The organism is Streptomyces sp. NPDC028305 (assembly GCF_055569495.1).
In genome coordinates this window covers 25,995-48,863 of sequence record NZ_JBVHTN010000008.1, presented here as the reverse complement: position 1 = coordinate 48,863, position 22,869 = coordinate 25,995, and the positions used below count along the sequence as shown (strand labels likewise).

Here is a 22,869-nt window from a genome sequence, read left to right as displayed (position 1 = left end):
CTTTCCTCAGCTGTTCTTGCGCTGCCGGTTGAACTCGTCGACGAGCTTCTGGTGATCGGCGTACGTCTTGGTGAACTTGGTCGTCTTGCCGTCGAGCGAGATGAAGTAGAACCAGCCGCTCTTGGTGGGCTTGGTCGCCGCCACCAGCGCGTCCTCCCCGGGGTTCCCGATCGGACCCGGCGTCAGCCCCCGGTAGAAGTACGTGTTGTAGGGGTTGTCGTAGTTCTTGATCTCTTGCAGCGAGATATCGATCTTGCTCTGGTTCTTGATGTAGTTGTACGTCGAGTCGAATTCCAGCTTGCCATTGGTCTGGGTGTTGCCGGGTTCGAGGCGGTTGTAGATCACCTCGGCCATCTGGCGGAAGTCGTCATGGGTGACGCCCTCCGCCTGGACCAGGCTGGCGACGGTGAGGAGTTCGAGCGGCGACTTCAGGCCCAGGTCCTTGGCCTTGCCCTCGATGTCGAAGTTGGCGTAGTTCTTCTTCGCCTGGGCGACCATCTGCCGCAGGACGTCCTTGGGCTTGGCGTCCTTGCCGACGCTGTAGCGGGACGGGTAGAGGAACCCTTCCAGCGGATCCTTGATCTTGGAGTTGTCGTCGGCCCAGTCCGGCAGCCCGAGGTTCTTGGCCTCCTTGGCCGCGATGTCCTTGGTCGTGCCCGCCTTGAGGCCGATCTTCTTGTCGATCGCGGCGTAGACCTGCGCGTTGCGCATGCCCTCGGTGACGATCAGGCCGTTGCTGCTCGCCGGGTCGATCATCAGCTTCACGGCCGCCGCCGCGGACATCTGCTTGCGCAGCGTGTACGAGCCGGGCTGGATGCTGCCGCCCTTCGGGTTCGCGTCGGCGGCCTCGATGAACGCGCCGGTGCTCTTCACGACGCCCTTGTCCTTGAGGATGTTCCCCATGGCGGTCACGCTCGCCTCTGCGGGGATCTCGACCGTGATCTCACCGCTGCCGTCGCCCGAGTAGTCCGGCGCCGGGCCGAAGCGGCTCTGCCAGAACTGGTAGGCGAAGTAACCGCCTCCGCCGACGACGCCGACCAGCACCACGGTCACGAACAGGCAGGCCACACCGCTGCGGCGCTTGGGGGGCTTGTTGCGGCCCTCCCGGCCGCCGCGCGACTCGTCCTCATCCTCGTCGTAGTCGTCGTCGTACTCGTCGTCGCCGCGGTCGTCACGGCCGGCCCGGCCGCCGCGGTCGGGCCGGTCGTCGCGGCGGGTGTCGCCCGCGCCGTCGTCGTCCCGGAAGAACGGGTGGTCGTCGTCGGGCTCGTCGGGTTGGTCGTGCTCGGCCTGTCTGGCCTGCGGGACCTGGGCCGCGACGGGCTCCTGGGGGGCCTGCTGTTGTCCGCCGTAAGGGTCGCCGGGCGCGGCGTGGCCGCCCTCCCAGCCGCCGTTGCCGTACTGCTGCTGCGGCTGCTGGGCCTGCTGCGGGTAGCTGCCGGTGTCGTGGCCGTCCCAGTGCGGCTGGTGGGGCTGCTGAGGCTGTTGTTGTTGCTGTTGCTGGGGATCCTGCGGGTAGCCCTGAGGGTACTGCTGGTGCGCGTACGGGTCGTGGCCATACGGATCCTGAGCGGCGTACGGGTCCTGGGCGTAGCCCTGCTGTCCGTAGCCGTCCTGCCCGTACCCCTGCTGCGGATACTGCCCCTGCTGGCCACCCTGCTGCTGGCCGCCCTGGCCGTAAGGGTCCTGGCCGTAGCCGTCGTAGCCGTCGTGGCCGTATGAGCCGTGCTGGGCGTGCGGCTCCTGCGCGTAGGTCCCCTGGGCGTACTGATCATGACCGGCCACCGTCTGGTGCCCGCCCCATCCCTGGTCCCCGTACAGCGGGTCCTCAGGATCCCACGGCTGGGAGCCGGTACCCCGGCGGTAGTCAGTCATCAAACCCCTAGCGACGCACGTCGGCAGCCGAGGAGTCGCCCGTTCTCACGCCAGGCGACGGCTGCCTTGGCCGCGCGGAACGTTACCGTATCGCGATCAGATGACCACTTCGACGGCCTCGCCCGGCGCCCGCCCGGAGACACGCTCGGTCTCCAGTGCGCTTTGCAGAATGACCACCGCGGCCGCCTGATCAACGACCGCGCGGCCCTTCTTCGATGTCACGCCGGAAGCCCGCAGACCCTGGGCCGCTGTGACCGTCGTCATACGCTCGTCGACCAGCCGCACCGGGACCGGCGCGACGCGGCGCGCCAGCTCCCGCGCGAAGGTGCGCACCTTGGCCGCGGCCGGCCCCTCCCGCCCGCTGAGCGAGCGGGGAAGGCCGACCACCACCTCGATCGGCTCGTACTCCTCGACGATGGCCACCAGCCGCTTGTGGGCGGCCGGGATGTCCCGCCCCGGCACGGTCTCCACCGGGGTGGCGAGGATCCCGTCGGGGTCGCACGAGGCGACCCCGACCCGGGCGTCCCCGACGTCGATCGCGATGCGCCTGCCGCGTCGCACGGCGCTCAGGCCGCTTCCGCGACGAGCCGCTCGACGGCGGCGGCGGCCTCGTCGACGGCCTCGGGGTTCTGGCCGCCGCCCTGGGCGACGTCCGGCTTGCCGCCGCCTCCGCCGCCGAGGGTCTTGGCGGCGGCGCGGACCAGGTCGCCGGCCTTGATGCCGCGCTCGCGGGCGGCCTCGTTGGTGGCGATGACGGTCACCGGGCGGCCGCCTGCGACGGAGAACAGGGCGACGACAGCCGGGCGGTCACCAGCCCCCGACGATTGACCCAGCCGTCCGCGCACGTCCAGCACCAGCTTGCGCAGGTCGTCGGCGGCCGTGCCGTCCGGCACCCGGCCGGTGACCAGGGCCACGCCCCGGACGTCCTTGGCGCCCGCGGCCAGCCCGGCGGCGGCCTGGAGAACCTTCTCGGCGCGGAACCGCTCGATCTCCTTCTCGGCCTCCTTGAGCTTGGCCAGCATCCCGGAGATCTTCTCCGGCAGCTCCTCAGGCCGACCCTTGACCAGGTCGGTGAGCTGGGAGACGACGGTGTGCTCGCGAGCCAGGAAGTTGTACGCGTCCACGCCGACCAGGGCCTCGACCCGGCGCACGCCGGAGCCGATCGAGGACTCGCCGAGCAGCTTCACCAGACCCAGCTGGGCGGTGTTGTGCACATGCGTGCCACCGCACAGCTCCTTGGAGAAGTCGCCGATGGTCACCACGCGCACCCGGTCGCCGTACTTCTCGCCGAACTCGGCGATGGCGCCCTGCTTCTTGGCCTCCTCCATGCTCATCACCTCGGCGGTGACATCGAGCTCGCGGGAGAGCACCTCGTTGATCTTCTGCTCGACGTCGGTGAGGACCGCGCCGGGCACGGCGGCCGGCGAGCCGAAGTCGAAGCGGAAGCGGCCGGGCGAGTTCTCCGAACCCGCCTGGGCGGCGGTCGGGCCCAGGGCGTCGCGCAGCGCCTGGTGGGTGAGGTGGGTGGCGCTGTGGGCGCGGGCGATGGCGCGCCGACGCTTGACGTCGATCTGGGCGTACGCCCCGGCGCCCAGGGTCACCTCGCCCACCTGGACGGTGCCCTTGTGCACGCTGACCCCGGGCACCGGCTGCTGGACGTCCCGCACCTCGACGACGGCGCCGGAGTCCAGCCGGATCCGGCCGGAGTCGGCGAGCTGGCCGCCGCCCTCGGCGTAGAACGGGGTGCGGTCGAGCACGACCTCCACCTCGTCGCCCTCGGTGGCGGCGGGCGAGGGCACGCCGTCGACCAGCAGGCCGACGACGGTGGACTCGCCCTCGGTGTCGGTGTAGCCGGTGAAGACGGTCGAGCCGGCGGTGTCGGCGACCTCGCGGTAGGCGGACAGGTCGGCGTGGCCGGTCTTCTTGGCCCTGGCGTCGGCCTTGGCCCGCTCCCGCTGCTCCTTCATCAGGCGGCGGAAGCCGTCCTCGTCCACCGAGAGGCCCTGCTCGGCTGCCATCTCGAGGGTGAGGTCGATCGGGAAGCCCCAGGTGTCGTGGAGCAGGAACGCCTTGTCGCCGGAGAGCACCGTGCCGCCGGCGGCCTTGGTGTCGGTGACGGCGGTGTCGAGGATGTTGGTGCCGGCCTTCAGCGTCTTCAGGAAGGCGGCCTCCTCGGCGAGGGCCACGGTCTCGATGCGCTTGCGGTCGGTCAGCAGCTCCGGGTACTGCTGGCCCATCGACTTCAGGACGACGTCGACGAGCTCGTTGACCACCGGCTCGGTGGCACCGAGGATGCGCATGTTGCGGATGGCGCGGCGCATGATGCGGCGCAGCACATAGCCGCGGCCCTCGTTGCCGGGGGTGACGCCGTCGCCGATGAGCATCACGGAGGTGCGCATGTGGTCGGCGACCACGCGCAGCGAGACATCGGAGTCGTGGCCGGCGCCGTAGGCGACGCCGGTCAGCTCCGTGCCCTTGTCGATCACGGCGCGCAGGTTGTCGGTCTCGTACATGTTGTGGACGCCCTGGAGGATCATCGCAAGGCGTTCGAGGCCGAGACCGGTGTCGATGTTCTTGGAGGGCAGGTCGCCGAGGATCGGGAAGTCCTCCTTGCCCTCGCCCGCACCCCGCTCGTACTGCATGAAGACCAGGTTCCAGATCTCCACGTACCGCTCGTCGTTGACGGCCGGGCCGCCCTCGACGCCGAACTCGGGGCCGCGGTCGTAGTTGATCTCCGAGCAGGGGCCGCAGGGGCCGGGGACGCCCATGGACCAGAAGTTCGGGCCCATGCCCAGGCGCTGGATGCGCTCGGCGGGGACGCCGATGACGTCACGCCAGATGCGCTCGGCCTCGTCGTCCTCCTTGTAGACGGTGATCCAGAGCTTCTCGGGCTCCAAGCCGTAGCCGCCGTCCGCGACGGAGGTGGTCAGCAGCTCCCAGGCGAGCTTTATGGCGCCTTCTTTGAAGTAGTCGCCGAAGGAGAAGTTGCCGCACATCTGGAAGAACGTGCCGTGGCGGGTGGTCTTGCCGACCTCTTCGATATCCGGCGTGCGCACACACTTCTGCACGCTGACGGCGCGGTCGAAGGGCGGCTTCACCTCGCCCAGGAAGTACGGCTTGAAGGGGACCATGCCCGCGGGGACCAGCAGCAGCGTCGGGTCGTCCGCAATGAGCGACGCCGACGGCACGACGGTGTGCCCGCGCTCTTCGAAGAAGCGCAGCCAGCGGCGGCGGATTTCAGCCGACTCCATCAGTGGTCCTCATTTCCGGCTTTTGGGTGGTTGTACAAGTAATTCTGCGTGAGCTGGGCGCGTCCGCGCTGAGCGGGCAGCTGCTTCCGGTCCCGCGGGGGCGCCGCGCTCAGGCCGAGGGCGTCCTTGAGCGCCGCCTCCCGGTCGGCCATGCCCTCGCGTACGTCGAGCGCGAAGACCTTGATCCGCCGCCCCGCCAGCACCGCCCGGTCGGCGGCCTGCGCCGCCAGGCTCTCGGGGGTCAGCTGGTTCAGCTTGCGGTTGACCTTGGTGGTGGCCCACACACCGGCTGCGACCCCGGTGGTGAACCAGAACGTGCGGCGGAACATTCCGGTCTCTCAGCCCTTCGATCCACGGTTGCGGCGGCCGCCCCGGCGGGCGGACGGCAGGGTCCTGCCGACGACGACGGTGCGCGTGGTCTCGCCCTCCGGCTGCGGCTGCCCCTTGCGGCCGATCGCGCGGCGCACGCCGTAGCCGAACGCGGCGACCTTCACCAGCGGCCCGCCGAAGGCCGAGGAGACGGTCGAGGAGAGCGCGGAGGCGTTGGAGGTGACCTCCTGCACATCCGCCGCGATCGAGTCCACGCGGGCGAGCTGGGTGTTGGCGGAGCGCACGGTCGCGGACGCCTCGCTGAGCAGCGGCACGGCCTGCTCGGTGACCTCGGCCACCAGCTTGGTCGCCGCCTTGAGCGTCTGCGCGAGCCTCACCAGGGCGAGGGCGAGGAAAGACACGAGGATCGCCCAGAAGACGGCCACGAGAATCCCGGCCACCTCTCCACCGGACACGGTGCACGCTCCCTGCTGCTGCTCGTCGTGGGTAGGTCGTCCATCGGCCCGTCACTGGCGGGTGAGCCATGTCATCCGGGACGGGCGGCAGGTATCGACCTTATCGCGCCGGGCACCCCTGCCCGAACCGGTTTCCCCTCGGCCGGAAACGCCTCGCGGGCCCCCGTCGACCATGTCGAAGGGGGCCCGCGGAACGCGCTGCGTACGTCCGCGCCGTCCGGCTGGATCAGCGGGCGTAGTACTCGACGACGAGCTGCTCGTCGCAGATCACCGGGATCTCCTTGCGGTTCGGGTCCCGGTCCAGGCGGAAGGCGAGCGCCTGGAGGTTGACCTGGAGGTAGCGGGGGGTCTCGCCGTCCAGGGCGTAGCCGCCCTCGCGCGCCACCTGGAAGGGGTGCTTGTCGCGGCTGCGCTCGCGGACCATCACGACGTCGTCCGGGCGGACCCGGAAGGAGGGCTTGTCGACCTTGCGGCCGTTGACCTCGATGTGGCCGTGGACCACCATCTGGCGGGCCTGGTAGATGGTGCGGGCCAGACCGGACCGCAGGACGAGCGCGTCCAGACGGCGCTCAAGCTCGATGATCAGGGCCTCGCCCGTCTTGCCTTCGACCTTCCGAGCGCGGTCGTAGGCACGGGCCATCTGGCGCTCGCTGATGTCGTACTGAGCGCGCAGACGCTGCTTCTCGAGCAGCCGAACCTTGTAGTCACTGTTCTGCTTGCGGCCACGGCCGTGCTCGCCCGGCGGGTAGGGGCGGGTCTCGAAGTACTTGACGGCCTTCGGGGTCAGCGCGATGCCGAGCGCTCGCGACTTCTTGACCTTGGGACGCGACTGGTTGGGCACGGGGAACGAACCTCCGATATAAGTTAGGTGAGCCTTACCTTAGCCGAGGAGGACGCATGTTTCGACCTGGGATCCCCCTGCCCAGCACTGGTCAGAGCACCGAGGAGGGTCAGCCGCGTCCCAAGGAAGAAGCTCCGCGGCCATCGGCGGCGGAGCGGGTACGCACTCTCGTGGAGTCCAAGGCTACGGCGTCGCTCTCCATTCCCGGAATCGAGGCCGCCGCCACCCCCGGCGAGCACCTCGCCGACGCCCCGGCCGCGCGCGCCGTCACCCCCGACGGCGATGTGCTCCTGCTGCTGCCCAGCGGCTCGGCCGCCGCCCGCGCCGCGGCGTACGCCCAGGACGACGAGCTGACCTGCGTGATGGAGATCACGGACGTCGCCCCGGTGGCGATCCCCCACCGGATCCGCGGGCGCGCCTGGGTCGCGGGGTGGCTCACCCCCGTACGCGAGCGGCAGCGCGCGGCGAGCGCCGCGCTGCTGGCCCCGGACGGCGGGCCGGTCGGCGAGCTGCTCGGCATCGGCGAGGCGCCGGCCGGGGGCGGCGGCGGGTGGGCGCTGCTGCGGCTCGAGGTGGGCGAGGCGTGCGTGGACGACCTCTGGGGCGCGGAGGCAGTCGAGCCCGAGGCCCTCACGACGGCGGCCCCCGACCCGCTCGCCCCGCACGAGGCCGAGCTCCTCCAGCATCTGCACGCGGCGCACGACGACCAGCTGCGCCGCCTGTGCACGCTGCTCGACGACCACCCGGACCGCGCCTGCGGGGCGCGCGGCCGCGCGATCCCGGTGGCCCTGGACCGCTTCGGCCTCCGCGTCCGCTTCCCCGACGCGCCCGGCAGCCCCTTCGACGCGCGCTTCGACTTCCCGGAGCCGGTGCGCGACATCTCCGAACTCCGCCGCGCGATGCACGCGCTCTTCGAGGCGGCGGGCTAGGGCCTGTCGTCAGGATCCGCCGGACGCCCCCGAGTCGGCCTCGCCCTCCGCGCCGGCCGGTGCGGAGGGCTCCGGCGGGGCGGGCTGAGCCGGGCGTGGCGGCTCGCCGCGGAGGCGGGCGCGCACGCGCTCCACCACGTCCGCGTACCGCGCCTCCGCCCCGTAGCGCGTCGGCTCGTAGTACCGCTTGCCGTGGAGCTTGTCCGGCGCGTACTGCTGTGCCGCGATGCCCCCGGGCAGGTCGTGCGGGTACAGATAGCCCTGCGCGTGGCCGAGCTTCTCGGCGCCCTTGTAGTGGCCGTCGCGCAGATGCGGCGGGACCGGCCCGGCCAGCCCGGCCCGGACGTCGGCGAGCGCGTCGCCGATCGCGCGCGTGACCGCGTTGGACTTCGGGGCCAGCGCCAGCGCCACCGTGGCATGGCCGAGGGTCAGCGCCGCCTCGGGGAAGCCGATCAGCGCCACGGCCTGGGCCGCGGCGACGGCCGTCTGCAGAGCGGTCGGATCGGCGAGCCCGATGTCCTCGCTCGCGGAGATCATCAGCCGCCGCGCGATGAACCGGGGGTCCTCGCCCGCCTCGATCATCCGGGCCAGGTAGTGCAGCGCCGCGTCGACGTCCGAGCCGCGGATGGACTTGATGAGCGCGCTGGCGACGTCGTAGTGCTGGTCGCCGTCGCGGTCGTACGTGACCGCGGCGCGGTCGACCGCCTCCTCCAGGGTCGTGAGGGTGATCGCGGACTCGCTCTTGGCCAGCGCGGCGCCCGCGCCCGCCTCCAGCGCGGTCAGCGCACGCCGCGCGTCGCCGCCCGCGATGCGCAGCAGATGCCCCTCGGCGTCCTCGGAGAGCGTGACCGCGCCGCCGAGGCCGCGCTCGTCGGCGAGGGCTCGGCGCAGCAGCCCGCGCAGGTCGTCGTCGGTCAGCGACTCCAGGGTGAGCAGCAGCGAGCGGGACAGCAGGGGGGAGATGATCGAGAAGTACGGGTTCTCCGTCGTGGCCGCGATGAGCGTGACCCAGCGGTTCTCGACGGCGGGCAGCAGCGAGTCCTGCTGGGCCTTGCTGAAACGGTGGATCTCGTCGAGGAAGAGGACGGTCTCCCGCCCGTACGCCCCGGAGGAGCGGCGCGCGCCGTCGATGACGGCCCGCACCTCCTTCACCCCCGCCGTGATCGCCGACAGCTCGACGAAGCGCTTCTTGGTGGCCTGGCTGACGACATACGCGAGGGTCGTCTTGCCGATGCCGGGCGGGCCCCACAGGATGACCGAGGACGGCCCGGCCGGGCCGCCGCTGCCCTCGCCGACGAGCCGCCGCAGCGGAGAGCCGGGCCGCAGCAGATGCTGCTGGCCCACGACCTCGTCGAGCGTGCGCGGGCGCATGCGCACGGCCAGCGGACTGCTGGCCGGGTCCTTCTCCTGGCGTTCCTCTGCGGCGGCGGTGAACAGGTCTGGCTCCACGCGGGAAGCCTATGTCAGTCCTGACAACACTGACAGCGCCTGGCGGGAAGGGCGCCTCACCCCTGGGCGCCGGTCCAGAAGTCCCACCACCGCGTCAGGATCAGCATGCCGATGACGCCGACCCACACCACCGGCACCACCCAGTGGAACTCCAGCAGCCCGCGCCGCAGCCCGTCCGGCGCGGGCAGGAACCCGTGCTTGATGTTCTTGCCGGTGACGTAGCAGAACATCACGATGGTGGCGACCCAGGCCAGGCAGCACCACAGGCACAGCGAGCCGATGACATACAGCGACTGGTACTGGAGCCAGGTGCAGAATCCGACGCCGAATACGGTGCCCGCGTTGAAGGTCAGCCAGTACCAGCGGGGGAAGCGGGCCCCGGCCAGCAGGGACATCCCGACACAGATCACGATTCCGTAGGCGACCAGGCCGAGCATCGGGTTCGGGAAGCCGAACGCATGGGCCTGCTCGCTCTCCATGATGTTGCCGCAGGACACGATCGGGTTGAGGCTACAGCCGGGCGTGAAGCTCTTGCCCACGGCCTTGGCCTCGAGGATCTTGTTCTTGTCGATCGTGATGACCCACGCCGCGAGCAGCCCGAGCGCGCCGGCGATCACGAGCAGCAGGGCGAAGGCGCGACCGCCTCCGACCACGACCCGTGCGTCGCCGTCCTGCCGGGCCTCGTCGGAGCGCACCTCATCCACCGCTGTCGTCGCCATATCGCCGTTCCGCCATCCCACCGAGTCCATGTGTCGCCCCCGTCAAGCACGGACATTCTGCCGCATCGGGGACGTCCGGACCGCCCCTCGCCGAAATGCGGCACGGTCTCGGCCATCCTCCTCCGCCCCCCGTTCGGTGGGCATAAGCCACCTCAGCAGGGTGCGCGTGGACGGTTCCCGGACCACCACCGTCGTCTCTCCTTGACAGAGTGAATCCGCGCCCGCCGAGTTGACGGCGGGCACGGATTGGGCGCGGATTCGTCGCGGATTGGGCGCGGACTCGTCGCGGATTCGCAGGCTGACGCCGTCGGGTCAGCCGAGACGGGCGCGGACCGCCTCGACCAGGCCGTCCAGCGGAACCGCCGTCTGCTCGCCGGACCCGAGGTCCTTGAGCTGGACGACGCCCTCCGCGAGATCCCGCTCCCCCGCGATGACCGCGAGCCGCGCCCCGCTGCGGTTCGCCGCCTTCATCGCGGCCTTCACGCCCTTGCCGCCGTACGCGAAGTCCGTGGCGACCCCCGCCCGGCGCAGCCCGGTGACCGCGCCGAACAGCACCTTGCGCGCCTCCTCGCCGAGCGGCACCGCGAACACGCTGGTGGCGGCCGGCAGGTCGAGCTCGATGCCCTCGGCCTCCAGCGCCAGCACCGTACGGTCCACGCCGAGCGCCCAGCCCACCGAGGGCAGCGCGGGCCCGCCGATCATCTCCGACAGGCCGTCGTAGCGGCCGCCGCCGCCGACCGCGGACTGCGAGCCGAGCCCGTCGTGGACGAACTCGAAGGTGGTGCGGGTGTAGTAGTCCAGGCCGCGCACCAGCTTGGGGTCGTCCTCGAAGGCCACGCCCTCGGCGGTCAGCAGCTCGCGCACCTGCTCGTGGTACTGCTTGCACTCCTCGCAGAGGTGGTCGCCCAGCAGCGGCGCGCCGACCAGTTGCTTCTGCACCGCCTCGCGCTTGTCGTCCAGGACCCGCAGCGGGTTGATCTCGATCCGGCGCCGGGTGTCCTCGTCCAGCTCGAGGCCGCGCAGGAAGTCCTGGAGGGCGGCCCGGTAGGCGGGGCGGCAGGTGGCGTCGCCCAGCGAGTTCAGCAGGATCCGGAAGTTCCGCAGCCCGAGCGAGCGGTACGCGTCGTGGGCCAGGACGATCAGCTCGGCGTCGAGCGCCGGGTCCTCGGCGCCGATCGCCTCGGCGCCGACCTGCGAGAAGTGGCGGTAGCGGCCCTTCTGCGGGCGTTCGTAGCGGTAGTAGGAGCCGGAGTACCAGAGCTTGACCGGCAGGTTTCCGGCCTTGTGGAGGTTGGCCTCCAGCGCGGCGCGCAGCACGGACGCGGTGCCCTCGGGGCGCAGCGCGAGCTGGTCGCCGCCCTTGGTGGTGAGGGTGTACATCTCCTTGGTGACGATGTCGGTGGACTCGCCGACACCGCGCGCGAACAGCTCGACGTTCTCGAAGCCGGGCGTCTCGACATAGCCGTAGCCCGAGCGCTTGAGCGGCCCGGAAATGGCGTCGCGGACCGCGAGGTAGGCCGCGGAGTCCGGCGGGATCAGGTCGTAGGTGCCCCGGGGGGCCTGGAAGGTGCTCACGGAAAGTCTCTCGTCACATTCCTCGTCGCGGAGCGGGCGCCGGGGCGCCGTCTCCGAGGCCGTCGGCCACCTGTCGCAGAAACGGGTTGGTGGCGCGCTCTCGGCCGATGCTGGTCTGGGGGCCGTGGCCGGACAGCACCACGGTCGAGTCGTCGAGCGGCAGGACCACACGGCCCAGGGACTCGAGGATCTCGGCGTGGTCGCCGCCGGGCAGATCGGTGCGTCCGATGGAGCCGGCGAAGAGCAGGTCGCCCGAGAAGAAGACGGACGGGATGTCCGCCCGCTCGGGCAGCCTGAAGGTCACCGACCCCTTGGTATGGCCCGGGGCGTGCGCGACGGAGAACTCGAGACCGGCCAGGTCCAGCCGCGCGCCGTCGGTCAGCTCCTTGAGGTCGTCCGGCTCGCCCACGGTCAGCTCGCCCATGAGCGGCATCCCGATCGAGCGTCCGAAGGCCTTCTCCGGGTCGCTCATCATGTAGCGGTCGGCCGGGTGGATCCAGGCCGGTACGTCATGGGCGCCGCAGACCGGGACCACCGAGGCGACGTGGTCGATGTGGCCGTGGGTGAGGACGACGGCGACGGGCTTGAGCCGATGCTTGGCCAGTGTCTCCTCGACGCCCTGGGCCGCCTGATGGCCCGGGTCGATGATCACACACTCCTCACCGGCGGCGGGGGCGACCAGGTAGCAGTTGGTCCCCCAGGCCCCGGCGGGGAACCCGGCAATAAGCACGATCGTCCTTAAGAGTCGTCCGGCAAAGGTGGAAGTCGGCCGTTCAGAGCCTACCGGCGGCGCTCCCGCCACAGCGAACCCGTATACGGTACGGCCGAGTCATCACATACGTCAGCGACGGCATACGGCATGAGGGAGACGACCCGGTGGTCAGTAACGAGCAGCGTCGGCGGCAGCTCGCACGGGAGAAGTACCTTCGGCAGCAGCAGCGCCGGGAGACCGCCCGGCACAAGCAGCGCCGGCGCTATGTGGTGATCGCGTCCACACTGGCCGTGGTCCTGGCGGCGGGCGGGGTCGTGACCGCCGTCAGCGCGCTGTCCGGCGGCGATGGGGACAAGAAGTCCGACAAGGCGAGCGAGCCCACGATGCCCACGCCCACGCCGACCCCCACGACCAAGGCGCCGGACCCGTGCGCCAAGGGGGCCAAGGAGGCGGGCGACAAGAAGCCGAAGACCATGTCGTGGAAGAAGGAGCCGGAGCTCACTGTCGACAAGTCGGCTTCGTACGCCATGAAGCTCCAGACCACCTGCGGTGACATGACCGTCACCATGGACGCGGCCAAGGCCCCGCACACCGTGAACTCGTTCAACTTCCTGGCCGGGAAGGGCTACTTCGATCACACCAAGTGCCACCGGCTGACGAACCAGGGGATCTTCGTGCTCCAGTGCGGTGACCCGATGGGCACCGGCATGGGCGACCCGGGCTACACCATCCCGGACGAGAACCTGAAGGACGCGAGCATCAAGGGCAACACGTACCCGGCCGGCACGGTCGCGATGGCCAACCAGTACGACCCCCAGACCAAGAAGGGCAAGGACAGCGGCGGCAGCCAGTTCTTCCTGGTCTACAAGGACAGCCAGCTCCCGCCGTACTACACACCCTTCGGCACCCTCGACAAGGAAAGCATGCAGGTCCTCAAGAAGATCGCCGACGGGGGCGCGGCGGCGCCGGACCCGCAGACCGGGAACACCGCCCCGAACGCCACCGTGCTGATCAACAAGGCGACGGTCGGCACGTCCTGATCGCCTCCGGCGCGCGTACTGCGAAATTTCGGTCGCGCAGGATACGGACAGCCGGGCCACCGTTCGCCTATGTTGGCGTTGTGCAGGGAGGCTGCCTCGGCGGGCGCACCCTGCTGCGAGGCCGGTCCGGGTGGATCCCGGCCGGAAGAAACTGTGGACGATGCCGGCGGGCCGCGCGCCCGCCTCGGCATCATGTGGAGGAGGCGCTGTGAGCAGCGAGCCTTGGGGCCGCGTCGACGAGGCGGGGACCGTGTACGTGCGTACGGCCGACGGTGAGCAGGTCGTCGGGTCGTGGCAGGCGGGATCTCCTGAAGAGGCCCTCGCCTACTTCGAGCGCAAGTACGAAGGCCTGGTCGTCGAGATCGGCCTCCTCGAGCGCCGGGTCCAGACCACGGACCTGTCGGCCAAGGACGCGACGGCGGCCATCGAACACATCCGGCACCAGGTCGACGAGCACCATGTGGTCGGCGACCTGGAGGCGCTCAAGAAGCGGCTCGACAAGCTCACGAGCGATGTCGATGCGCGCCGCGAGGAGCGCCGCGCGGCCAAGGCGGTCCAGGCCGACGAGGCCCGCCGGGCCAAGGAGGCGCTGGTCACCGAGGCCGAGGAGCTGGCCGCCAGCGAGCAGTGGCGGGCCGCCGGGGAGCGGCTGCGCGCCCTGGTCGACACCTGGAAGGGCCTGCCGCGTCTGGACCGCCGCGCGGACGACGAGCTGTGGCACCGCTTCTCGCACGCCCGCTCGGCGTTCTCCAAGCGGCGCAAGGCGCACTTCGCCTCGCTGGACGCGCAGCGCGAGACGGCCCGGCAGGCCAAGGAGAAGCTGGTCGCCGAGGCCGAGTCGCTGTCCGACTCCACCGACTGGGGTCCGACCGCCGCCCGCTACCGGGAGCTGATGGCGGAGTGGAAGGCGGCGGGCCGCGCCCAGCGCGAGTCCGAGGACGACCTGTGGAACCGGTTCCGCGGCGCGCAGGACGTCTTCTTCCAGGCGCGCAGCGCGGTGTTCGCCGAGCGCGACGCCGAGCAGCGGGAGAACCTGACCCGCAAGGAGGAGCTGGTCGCCGAGGCGGAGAAGCTGCTGCCGATCTCCGACCTGAAGGCGGCGCGCTCGGCCTTCCGCTCGGTCAATGAGCGCTGGGAGGCCATCGGCCATGTGCCGCGGGACGCCCGGCCGCGGATCGAGGGCCGGCTGCACGCGGTGGAGCGCGCCATCCAGGAGGCCGAGGAGGCCGAGTGGCGGCGCACCAACCCTGAGGCGCGGGCGCGCGCCCAGGGGCTGACCGGACAGCTCCAGGACGCCGTGGACAAGCTGCGCGGGCAGATCGACGCCGCCCGCGCGGCCGGCAACAACGCCAAGGCCGACAAGCTGGCCAAGGAGCTGGAGGGCCGGCAGGCGCTGCTTGACCAGGCGCTCAAGGGCCTGGAGGAGTTCGGCGGCTGAGGCGCGCACCTCTTTGCGGCTAAGCCGCCGCCGCTCTCGCGGAGGTGGTTACTCGCCATCGGGGTTCCTCAATTGATGGCTGAGGTGCCAAACGGCAGCGGCCCCGGCGCGATGCGCCGGGGCCGCTGCCGCTTGTCTCAGCGCTGGCGCGCCGAGGTCACCCGGTACACGTCGTAGACGCCCTCGACGCCCCGGACGGCCTTCAGCACATGGCCCAGGTGCTTGGGGTCGCCCATCTCGAAGGTGAAGCGCGAGGTGGCCACCCGGTCGCGGGAGGTCTGCACGGCGGCGGACAGGATGTTGACGTGCTGGTCGGACAGCACGCGGGTGACATCCGACAGCAGCCGGGACCGGTCCAGGGCCTCGACCTGGATGGCGACCAGGAAGACCGAGGACTGGGTGGGCGCCCACTCCACGTCCAGGATCCGCTCCGGCTGCTGCGAGAGCGAGTCCACGTTGACGCAGTCGGCGCGGTGCACCGAGACGCCGCTGCCGCGGGTGACGAAGCCGATGATGGGGTCGCCGGGGACGGGCGTGCAGCAGCGGGCCAGCTTGACCCACACGTCGTCGACGCCCTTGACCACGACGCCCGGGTCGGCGCTGGAGCGCCGCTTGCCGCGGCCGCGGATCGGCGGTGTGGTCTCGGCGATGTCCTCGTTGGCGGCCTCCTCGCCGCCGAGGGCCTGCACCAGCTTGCCGACGACGCTCTGCGCCGAGACATGGCCCTCGCCGATGGCCGCGTACAGCGAGGAGATGTCGGGGTAGCGCATCTCATGGGCGAGGGTGACCAGCGAGTCGCCCGTCAGGATCCGCTGGATCGGCAGGTTCTGCTTGCGCATGGCCCGCACGATGGCGTCCTTGCCCTGCTCGATGGCCTCGTCGCGGCGCTCCTTCGAGAACCAGGCGCGGATCTTGTTGCGGGCGCGCGGGGACTTGACGAAGCCAAGCCAGTCCCGGGACGGACCGGCCCCGGCAGCCTTGGAGGTGAAGACCTCCACCAAGTCGCCGTTGTCCAGCGTCGACTCGAGCGGCACCAGCCGCCCGTTCACCCGGGCCCCTATCGTGCGGTGGCCGACCTCGGTGTGTACGGCGTACGCGAAGTCCACCGGGGTGGCCCCGGCCGGCAGCGCTATGACATCGCCCTTGGGCGTGAAGACGAAGACCTCGTTGCGGGACAGGTCGAAGCGCAGCGACTCCAGGAACTCGCCCGGGTCCTCGGTCTCCTTCTGCCAGTCCAGCAGCTGCCGCAGCCACGCCATGTCGTTGACGGCGTCGTCCTTGCCGGCCTTGCGGGGGACGTCGGTGCGCACCTTGGAGGCGCCCGCGACGGCCTCCTGCTTGTACTTCCAGTGCGCGGCGATGCCGTACTCGGCGCGGCGGTGCATGTCGAAGGTGCGGATCTGGAGCTCGACCGGCTTGCCGCTGGGCCCGATGACCGTCGTGTGCAGCGACTGGTACATGTTGAACTTGGGCATCGCGATGTAGTCCTTGAACCGCCCGGGCACCGGGTTCCACCGCGCGTGGATGGTCCCGAGCGCCGCGTAGCAGTCGCGGACGGTGTCGACGAGCACCCGGATGCCCACCAGGTCGTAGATCTCGGCGAAGTCGCGGCCCCGCACGATCATCTTCTGGTAGACCGAGTAGTAGTGCTTCGGGCGGCCGGTGACGGTCGCCTTGATGCGGGCCGCGCGCAGATCGCCCTGGACCTGGTCGGTGACGATGGCGAGGTATTCGTCGCGCTTGGGGGCCCGCTCCGCGACCAGCCGCACGATCTCGTCGTACATCTTGGGGTAGAGGATCGCGAAGGCGAGGTCCTCCAGCTCCCACTTGATCGTGTTCATGCCCAGGCGATGGGCGAGCGGGGCGTAGATCTCCAGCGTCTCGCGGGCCTTCTTCTCCTGCTTCTCCCGCTTCAGGTAGCGCATGGTGCGCATGTTGTGCAGCCGGTCGGCGAGCTTGATGACCAGGACGCGCGGGTCCTTGGCCATCGCGACGACCATCTTGCGCACGGTCTCGGCCTGGGCGGCCTCGCCGAACTTGACCTTGTCCAGCTTGGTGACGCCGTCCACGAGGAGGGCCACCTGGTCGCCGAAGTCGCGGCGCAGGGTGTCCAGGCCGTACTCGGTGTCCTCGACGGTGTCATGCAGCAGACCGGCCATCAACGTGGCCGGATCCATACCCAGCTCGGCCAGGATCGTGGTCACCGCGAGCGGGTGGGTGATGTACGGATCGCCGCTCTTGCGCTTCTGGCCGCGGTGCCAGCGCTCGGCGACCTGGTACGCGCGCTCGATCTGGCGCAGCGTCGAGGCGTCGGCCTTGGGGTCGTTCCCGCGCACGATCCGCAGCAGCGGCTCCAGGACCGGGTTGTACGGGCTGGAGCGCTGCACGCCGAGCCGGGCCAGGCGGGCGCGGACGCGGTTGGAGGAGCCCGCCCTGGGTGCGGGGCTCTGCGGGGGGCGCGGGGCCGCCGTGGCGGGCCGTGCACCCGCCGTGCGCTCGGCCGCGGGCCGTGGCTTGGATGCCGCGGGCTTCGGGGCCTCGCCGCTGTTCTTGGGCACCTCAGGGGCCGCCGTGGTCTCGGTGACGGCGGTCGGCTCTGCCGGCTGCGCGGCGGAGAGCGGCTGGGCCTCGTCTGGCAAGAGCACTCCTCGGGCGGTCCGTGCATCTCCGTGCCTCAAAGAGGCCGGGGTGCCATGGTATCGATCCCGCCACGCCACTTGCCTCCCGGCCGCCCCAAGGCACACAAAGACGAGGGTGGGGAGCCGCCGTGAGGCAGGCTCCCCACCCTCGGGTGATGGCGCGGCTCAGATCGTGATCAGGGCCTCCAGGGGCGCGCTGTCGAGCGCGGGGAGGAGGCGGCTACGACCGTCGAGGAAGCCGAGCTCCAGCAGCACCGCGACCGCGGCGACCTCGGCGCCCGCGCGGCGGATGAGCCGCAGCGACGCCTCGGCGGTGCCGCCGGTGGCGAGCACGTCGTCGATCACCAGGACCCGGTCGCCGGGCTCCAGCGCATCGGCGTGGATCTCGATCTCCGCCGTGCCGTACTCCAGCTCGTACGCCTGGCCCAGGGTCGCTCCAGGGAGCTTGCCCGCCTTGCGCACCGGTACGAAGCCGATCCCGGCGCGCACGGCGGCCGGAGCGGCCAGGATGAAGCCGCGCGCCTCCAGGCCCACGACCTTGGTGGCGCCGTGCTTGGCACACAGTTCGGCGAGCGCGTGCGTCAGCGCGCCGAAGGCGGCCGCGTCGGCCAGCAGCGGGGTGATGTCCTTGAACATCACCCCCGGCTTCGGGTAGTCCGGCACATCCAGGATCCGGCTGAGCAGCAAGCCGCGCAGTTCCTCGCCGCCCAGGCCGCCGAGCGCGGGATCCGTCGTAGCGGCGCTCATCGGCGCTTCCCCGACGGCCGGCCACGGCCCCGGCTGCGCGAGGCGGGCTGACGGCGCTGGCCGGCGCCCGCGGCCGCGGGGGTCGGCGCGTCGCCGTCCTCGACGGACGGCGGGGTGACGTCCTCCGGCGCCTGCTCGGCGTCCGAGTCGGCCTTGGCCGCGACCGAGGCACGCTTGGCGCGCACCCGCTTGGTCAGGGCCTTCATCTGCGGGTCGCGCTCCTTCAGGTCCGCCACCAGCGGGGTGGCGATGAAGATCGAGGAGTACGCACCGGCGGCGAGGCCGACGAACAGCGCCAGCGAGATGTCGTTGAGCATGCCCGCGCCGAGCGCACCGCCACCGATGAACAGCAGCGCGCCGACCGGCAGCAGCGCCACGACCGTGGTGTTGATGGAGCGCACCAGGGTCGAGTTGAGGCTGCGGTTGGCGAGCTCGCTGTAGGTGAAGCGGCTCTGCTTGGTGATGTCCTTCGACGCTTCCTTGAGACCGTCGAAGACGACGACGGTGTCATAGAGCGAGTAACCGAGGATGGTCAGCAGACCGATCACGGTGCCCGGGGTGACCTCGAACCCGACCAGCGCGTAGACGCCGACCGTGATGGTGAGGTCGTGGATCAGCGCGATCAGGGCGGCCAGCGCCATACGCCACTCGAAGGCGATGGCCAGATAGATCACCACCAGGACCATGAAGATCGCCAGACCTTGCCAGGCCTTGCCGGCGATCTCCTTGCCCCAGCTGGGGCCGACCAGCTGGGTGTCGATCTTGCTGGTCTGGACGTCCAGCTCCTTGGCGAGCTTCTCCTGGACCGGCAGAGCCTCCTTGGTGCCCAGCTCGCTGATCTGGATCCGCAGACCGCCGCGGCCGAGCTCCTGGACGACCGCGGTGTGGCCGCCGGACGCCGACTCCGCCACATGGCGAGCGTCGGAGGCCGACACGCTGGTCTTCGGGGTGGTGAAGACCGCTCCGCCGGAGAACTCGATGCCCATGTTGAGCCCGCGCACCGCCAGGCCCACGATGGCCGTGATGGTGATCAGTATCGAGACGCCGTACCAGAGCTTCCGCTTGCCGACGAAGTCGTAGCCGACCTCGCCTCGGTAGAGCTTGGCGCCGAGAGTGCCGAGTCGCGACATCTCACGCCTCCTTCGGGTCGGCGGGGGCGGGGGTGCGGCGGCCGCGGCGCAGCGGCGGCTTGACGCCCAGGCGCCGCGGGTCCAGGCCGGACCACGGGTGACCGCTCGCGAAGAACTTGCGCCCGGCCAGGATCGTCATCAGCGGCTTGGTGAACAGGAACACCACCACGACGTCCAGCAGCGTGGTGAGGCCCAGGGTGAAGGCGAAGCCCTGCACCTTGCCGACCGTCACGACGAACAGCACCGCCGCCGCGAGGAAGGACACGAAGTCCGACACCAGGATGGTGCGCCGGGCTCGCGGCCAGCCGCGCTCGACGGCCGGGCGCAGCGAGCGACCCTCGCGGATCTCGTCCCTTATGCGCTCGAAGTACACGATGAAGGAGTCGGCCGTGATACCGATCGCGACGATCGCACCACAGACGGCCGGCAGGTTCAGCGCGAAGCCGATGCCCGGGCCGAGCAGCACCATGATCGTGTACGTCAGGATGGCGGAGACCCCGAGGCTGGCCATGGCGACCAGTGCCAGGCCGCGGTAGTACACCACCAGGTAGATGACCACGAGCGCCAGGCCGATGGCGCCGGCGACCAGGCCGGCCTCCAGCTGCTCACCGCCGAGCGCGGCGGAGACGGTGGTCTCGTCCGCGATGTCGAACGACAGCGGCAGCGCGCCGTAGGACAGGACGTTGGCCAGGTCCCCGGTGTTCTGCTGGTTGAAGTCCGGACCGGAGATGGTGGCCCGGCCGCCGACGATGGACTCGTCGACCTTGGGGTCGGAGTAGACCTCGCCGTCCAGGACGATCGCGAACTGGTTCTGCGGCGGCTGCTGCGTGGCCAGCTGACCGGTCACATCGGCGAACTTCTTGCCGCCCTTGCCGGTGAAGTTCAGCTGGACGATCCAGCCCTGGCCGCTCTGGCTGTCGTAGACGGAGGAGGCGTCCTTGACGTCGGTGCCCTCGACCTTGGACGGGCCGAGGATGAACTTGCGCGAGCCGTCCCGGTCACAGGCGACGATGGAGTCGGTCGGCTTGGTGCCCGCGGCCTTCTCCCGGGCCTTGGCCCGGGCCGCCGGGGTGGAGCAGTCCAGGTCCGCGAGCTGCTTGCTCAGGTCGTCGGCGCTGGAGGAGTCGCTCTTCGGGGTCTTGGACGCCTTGGGGCTCCCCGAGGCGCTCGGGCTCTGCGAGGGAGTCGGCGTCTCGTCGGCCTTCAGCCCCTCGGAGACGGCCCGCCCCTGGCTGCTGCTGGACGCGCTCGCGCTGCTCGACGCGCTGGGGCTGTTCGAAGCGCTCGGGCTGTTGGACGCGCTCGAGCTGCCCTTGGCGGTCGGGGTGTCCGACGCCTTGCCCTTGTCGTTCTTGCCCTTGCCGGTCGGGCTCGGCGAGGGGCTGGTGGTGGGCTCGGTCTTCTTGCCGTCCGTGTAGGTCACCACGGGGCGGAAGTAGAGCTGGGCGGTGGTGCCGACCTGCGTGCGGGCCTGTTTCGCGTTCATCCCCTTGGGGATGTTCACGATGATGTGCTTGTCGCCCTGCGTCTGGACCTCGGCCTCGGACACGCCCAGACCGTTGACCCGCCGCTCGATGATGCCGACGGCGGTGTTCATGTTGTCCGCGTTGATCGCGTTGGGCTTGCCCGGCTGGTTCTTGGCCTCCAGCGTGAAGCTGGTGCCGCCCGCCAGGTCGATGCCCAGCCGTGGCGTGGTGTGACCGGAGATGAACATCCCCGCGGTGAGCGCCACGATGGCGACCAGGATCGTGACCAGGGCGCGCCCGGGCCTGCCCTGTGACCCGGAGGACCTGCGGCCCTTCTTCGGTGCTGCCACCTTCTCGTAATCTCCCTGTCCAACCGCCCGGCACCGGGTGTGCGCCGGGCGGCCACGAAGTCTTGTGGGACGAACCCCCGCCGGAGCCTAGACCGTCCGAGGACCGCGGCGCACCGAGCGGTGGCGCGCCGCGGTCCCCGGAGCGGCATTACTTGGCGTCGGAGTCGCCGTCCCGCTTGTCCTCCTTCGGCGCGTCGGCCGCGGCCGACGGCTTGCTGAGGTCGGTCTTCTTGCCCTCGTCCGCGGCCTCGGCGTCGCCGTCGGCCGTCCCGGTCTCACCCTCGGCCTCGGCCTCGGTGAGCGAGGAGGCGTCGTCGGGGACGACGGGGGTGTCGTCGTCAGTGTCGTCAGGGTCGATCCCGTGCACGATCCGGTTGTACTCGGCGTCGTCGAGGACGGCACCCACCGCGTTCTTCGCGTAGAAGGCGTGCACGCCGGGAGCGACCTCGAGGAGGACCGCGTCGTCATGGACCTCCTTGACCGTGGCGTACATGCCGCCGATGGTCCGCACGCCGGTGCCGGGTCCCATCTGGTCACGCATCTGTGCGGCCTGGCGCTGCTTGTTCTTGGCCGACCGGGTCATCAGGAACATGGCCCCGATGAGCACGATGAACGGCAGGAGAGTCATATACACGGGACGGAAATTCCTTCACATGACCGCGGGGACGCGACCTGGGCTATGGGATGGTGGTCATGCCGAGCCGGACACGGACGGCATACGGACGGCATCGGCGGAGTCTAAGCGAGCCCGCGCCTATGGAACAACGCCCGGCGCGGCCGTTGGGTTCCTGACCCGGCCAGAATCGGCTATTCGCCCGCTCAGCCCTCGAAGAGTCCGGGCTGGGCACCGCCGCCGTGCTGCGGCGCGGCCAGCCCCAGATGGGTCCAGGCCGCGGGGGTGGCCACCCGGCCCCTGGGCGTACGGGCCAGTAGCCCCTCGCGCACCAGGAAGGGCTCGGCGACCTCCTCGACCGTCTCCCGCTCCTCCCCCACCGCGACCGCCAGCGTCGACAGCCCCACCGGGCCCCCGCCGAACAGCTTGAGCAGGGCGGTCAGCACCGCGCGGTCCAGCCGGTCCAGGCCCCGGCCGTCCACGTCGTACACCTCCAGGGCGCGGGCGGCGATCTCGGCGGTGATCACGCCGTCCGCCTTGACCTGGGCGTAGTCGCGCACCCGGCGCAGCAGGCGGTTGGCGATGCGCGGGGTGCCGCGGGAGCGCCCGGCGATCTCGCCCGCGCCCGCGGGCTCGATGGCGACGTCCAGGAGCCCGGCGGAGCGGTGGATGACGCGCTCCAGCTCGGCCGGGGCGTAGAACTCCATATGGCCGGTGAAGCCGAAGCGGTCGCGCAGCGGGGGCGGCAGCAGCCCGGCCCGGGTGGTCGCGCCGACCAGGGTGAAGGGCGGCAGCTCCAGGGGGATGGCGGTGGCGCCGGGGCCCTTGCCGACGATCACGTCGACGCGGAAGTCCTCCATCGCCATGTACAGCATCTCCTCGGCGGGCCGCGACATGCGGTGGATCTCGTCGAGGAAGAGCACCTCGCCCTCGGTGAGCGAGGACAGGATCGCGGCGAGGTCGCCGGCGTGCTGGATGGCGGGCCCCGAGGTGATCCGGATGGGGGCGCCCATCTCGGCGGCGATGATCATCGAGAGGGTGGTCTTGCCGAGGCCGGGCGCGCCGGACAGCAGCACATGGTCGGCGGTGCCGCCGCGCTGCCGGGCCGCCTTGAGGACCAGGTCGAGCTGGACGCGAACCCGCTCCTGGCCGACGAACTCCCCCAGGTCCTTCGGGCGCAGCGCGGCCTCGACCGCCTGGTCCTCGCCGTCGGCGTCGGCGCCCACCAGCCGGCCGGCGAGGGCGTCGTCGGCGGCGGCCGGTGCGGTTTCGTCCCAGTTCACGGAAGTCTCGCCTCGCGATGTCGTATC

Annotated in this window: 19 protein-coding genes; 3 read left to right on the top strand and 16 right to left on the bottom strand. The window is 70.9% G+C overall.

Annotated elements, in window-relative coordinates; all coding sequences use genetic code 11:
• Positions 1 to 6 precede the first annotated feature (6 nt).
• From mltG to rpsD, 6 genes are all read right to left on the bottom strand, one after another.
• The gene (mltG, locus tag ACZ4WQ_RS33630) at positions 7 to 1,875 is read right to left on the bottom strand and encodes an endolytic transglycosylase MltG (protein WP_398375455.1); all 1,869 of its coding nucleotides are present in this window, start codon (positions 1,873 to 1,875) and stop codon (positions 7 to 9) included.
• Positions 1,876 to 1,971: 96 nt separating this feature from the next.
• The gene (gene ruvX, locus ACZ4WQ_RS33625) at positions 1,972 to 2,445 is read right to left on the bottom strand and encodes a Holliday junction resolvase RuvX (protein ID WP_311725910.1); all 474 of its coding nucleotides are present in this window, start codon (positions 2,443 to 2,445) and stop codon (positions 1,972 to 1,974) included.
• Complete coding sequence (gene alaS, locus ACZ4WQ_RS33620) at positions 2,442 to 5,126, bottom strand: alanine--tRNA ligase (RefSeq protein ID WP_398375454.1); 2,685 nt, start codon at positions 5,124 to 5,126, stop codon at positions 2,442 to 2,444. Before alaS ends, ruvX begins: the two co-directional genes overlap by 4 nt.
• Positions 5,126 to 5,455 (bottom strand): DUF6167 family protein, encoded by a 330-nt coding sequence (locus ACZ4WQ_RS33615; RefSeq protein WP_398375452.1) that lies wholly within the window; start codon positions 5,453 to 5,455, stop codon positions 5,126 to 5,128. The genes alaS and ACZ4WQ_RS33615 overlap by 1 nt, the downstream gene beginning before the upstream one ends.
• Positions 5,456 to 5,464: 9 nt before the next feature.
• The gene (locus ACZ4WQ_RS33610) at positions 5,465 to 5,896 is read right to left on the bottom strand and encodes a DUF948 domain-containing protein (RefSeq protein ID WP_311725909.1); all 432 of its coding nucleotides are present in this window, start codon (positions 5,894 to 5,896) and stop codon (positions 5,465 to 5,467) included.
• A 241-nt stretch (positions 5,897 to 6,137) separates the two neighbouring features.
• On the bottom strand, positions 6,138 to 6,752 hold the full coding sequence (rpsD, locus tag ACZ4WQ_RS33605; protein ID WP_311725807.1) for a 30S ribosomal protein S4: 615 nt from the start codon (positions 6,750 to 6,752) through the stop codon (positions 6,138 to 6,140).
• Between the two features lie 56 nt (positions 6,753 to 6,808).
• On the opposite strand from rpsD, the gene ACZ4WQ_RS33600 reads away from it, so the two are divergent.
• On the top strand, positions 6,809 to 7,681 hold the full coding sequence (locus tag ACZ4WQ_RS33600) for a DUF2470 domain-containing protein (protein ID WP_398375451.1): 873 nt from the start codon (positions 6,809 to 6,811) through the stop codon (positions 7,679 to 7,681).
• Between the two features lie 9 nt (positions 7,682 to 7,690).
• Here the strand turns inward: ACZ4WQ_RS33600 and ACZ4WQ_RS33595 are convergent, their stop codons facing one another.
• The 4 genes from ACZ4WQ_RS33595 to ACZ4WQ_RS33580 all read right to left on the bottom strand — a co-directional run bounded on the left by ACZ4WQ_RS33595 (position 7,691) and on the right by ACZ4WQ_RS33580 (position 12,154).
• Positions 7,691 to 9,130 carry a replication-associated recombination protein A gene (locus ACZ4WQ_RS33595; protein WP_385346604.1) on the bottom strand — a complete coding sequence of 480 codons (1,440 nt, stop codon included), beginning with the start codon at positions 9,128 to 9,130 and terminating at the stop codon, positions 7,691 to 7,693.
• A 56-nt stretch (positions 9,131 to 9,186) separates the two neighbouring features.
• Positions 9,187 to 9,849 (bottom strand): vitamin K epoxide reductase family protein, encoded by a 663-nt coding sequence (locus tag ACZ4WQ_RS33590; RefSeq protein WP_398375450.1) that lies wholly within the window; start codon positions 9,847 to 9,849, stop codon positions 9,187 to 9,189.
• 312 nt (positions 9,850 to 10,161) lie between these two features.
• The gene (gene hisS / locus ACZ4WQ_RS33585; RefSeq protein ID WP_311725803.1) at positions 10,162 to 11,424 is read right to left on the bottom strand and encodes a histidine--tRNA ligase; all 1,263 of its coding nucleotides are present in this window, start codon (positions 11,422 to 11,424) and stop codon (positions 10,162 to 10,164) included.
• A 13-nt stretch (positions 11,425 to 11,437) separates the two neighbouring features.
• Entirely contained in the window at positions 11,438 to 12,154 is a 717-nt protein-coding gene (locus tag ACZ4WQ_RS33580) for an MBL fold metallo-hydrolase (protein WP_311725802.1), read from the bottom strand.
• A 146-nt stretch (positions 12,155 to 12,300) separates the two neighbouring features.
• On the opposite strand from ACZ4WQ_RS33580, the gene ACZ4WQ_RS33575 reads away from it, so the two are divergent.
• Together ACZ4WQ_RS33575 and ACZ4WQ_RS33570 are read left to right on the top strand one after the other, a co-directional pair.
• Positions 12,301 to 13,176, top strand: a complete 876-nt coding sequence (locus ACZ4WQ_RS33575) for a peptidylprolyl isomerase (RefSeq protein ID WP_385346610.1) — start codon at positions 12,301 to 12,303, stop codon at positions 13,174 to 13,176.
• Between the two features lie 208 nt (positions 13,177 to 13,384).
• Positions 13,385 to 14,614: a DUF349 domain-containing protein gene (locus tag ACZ4WQ_RS33570; protein WP_385346612.1), complete on the top strand. Its 1,230-nt coding sequence runs from the start codon at positions 13,385 to 13,387 to the stop codon at positions 14,612 to 14,614.
• A 137-nt stretch (positions 14,615 to 14,751) separates the two neighbouring features.
• On the opposite strand, the gene ACZ4WQ_RS33565 is transcribed toward ACZ4WQ_RS33570, so the two are convergent.
• From ACZ4WQ_RS33565 to ruvB, 6 genes are all read right to left on the bottom strand, one after another.
• Complete coding sequence (locus tag ACZ4WQ_RS33565; RefSeq protein WP_385345616.1) at positions 14,752 to 17,253, bottom strand: RelA/SpoT family protein; 2,502 nt, start codon at positions 17,251 to 17,253, stop codon at positions 14,752 to 14,754.
• A gap of 165 nt (positions 17,254 to 17,418) precedes the next feature.
• A complete protein-coding gene (locus tag ACZ4WQ_RS33560) occupies positions 17,419 to 18,000 on the bottom strand; it encodes an adenine phosphoribosyltransferase (RefSeq protein ID WP_352129150.1) in 582 nt (193 codons plus the stop codon).
• A complete protein-coding gene (gene secF, locus ACZ4WQ_RS33555) occupies positions 17,997 to 19,130 on the bottom strand; it encodes a protein translocase subunit SecF (RefSeq protein ID WP_385345614.1) in 1,134 nt (377 codons plus the stop codon). Before secF ends, ACZ4WQ_RS33560 begins: the two co-directional genes overlap by 4 nt.
• A 1-nt stretch (position 19,131) precedes the next feature.
• Positions 19,132 to 20,946, bottom strand: coding sequence for a protein translocase subunit SecD (secD, locus tag ACZ4WQ_RS33550; protein ID WP_468022682.1), 1,815 nt, complete (start codon positions 20,944 to 20,946; stop codon positions 19,132 to 19,134).
• A gap of 148 nt (positions 20,947 to 21,094) precedes the next feature.
• A complete protein-coding gene (gene yajC / locus ACZ4WQ_RS33545; RefSeq protein ID WP_311725908.1) occupies positions 21,095 to 21,574 on the bottom strand; it encodes a preprotein translocase subunit YajC in 480 nt (159 codons plus the stop codon).
• 191 nt (positions 21,575 to 21,765) lie between these two features.
• Positions 21,766 to 22,842, bottom strand: a complete 1,077-nt coding sequence (gene ruvB / locus ACZ4WQ_RS33540; RefSeq protein WP_311725795.1) for a Holliday junction branch migration DNA helicase RuvB — start codon at positions 22,840 to 22,842, stop codon at positions 21,766 to 21,768.
• Between the last annotated feature and the right edge of the window lie 27 nt (positions 22,843 to 22,869).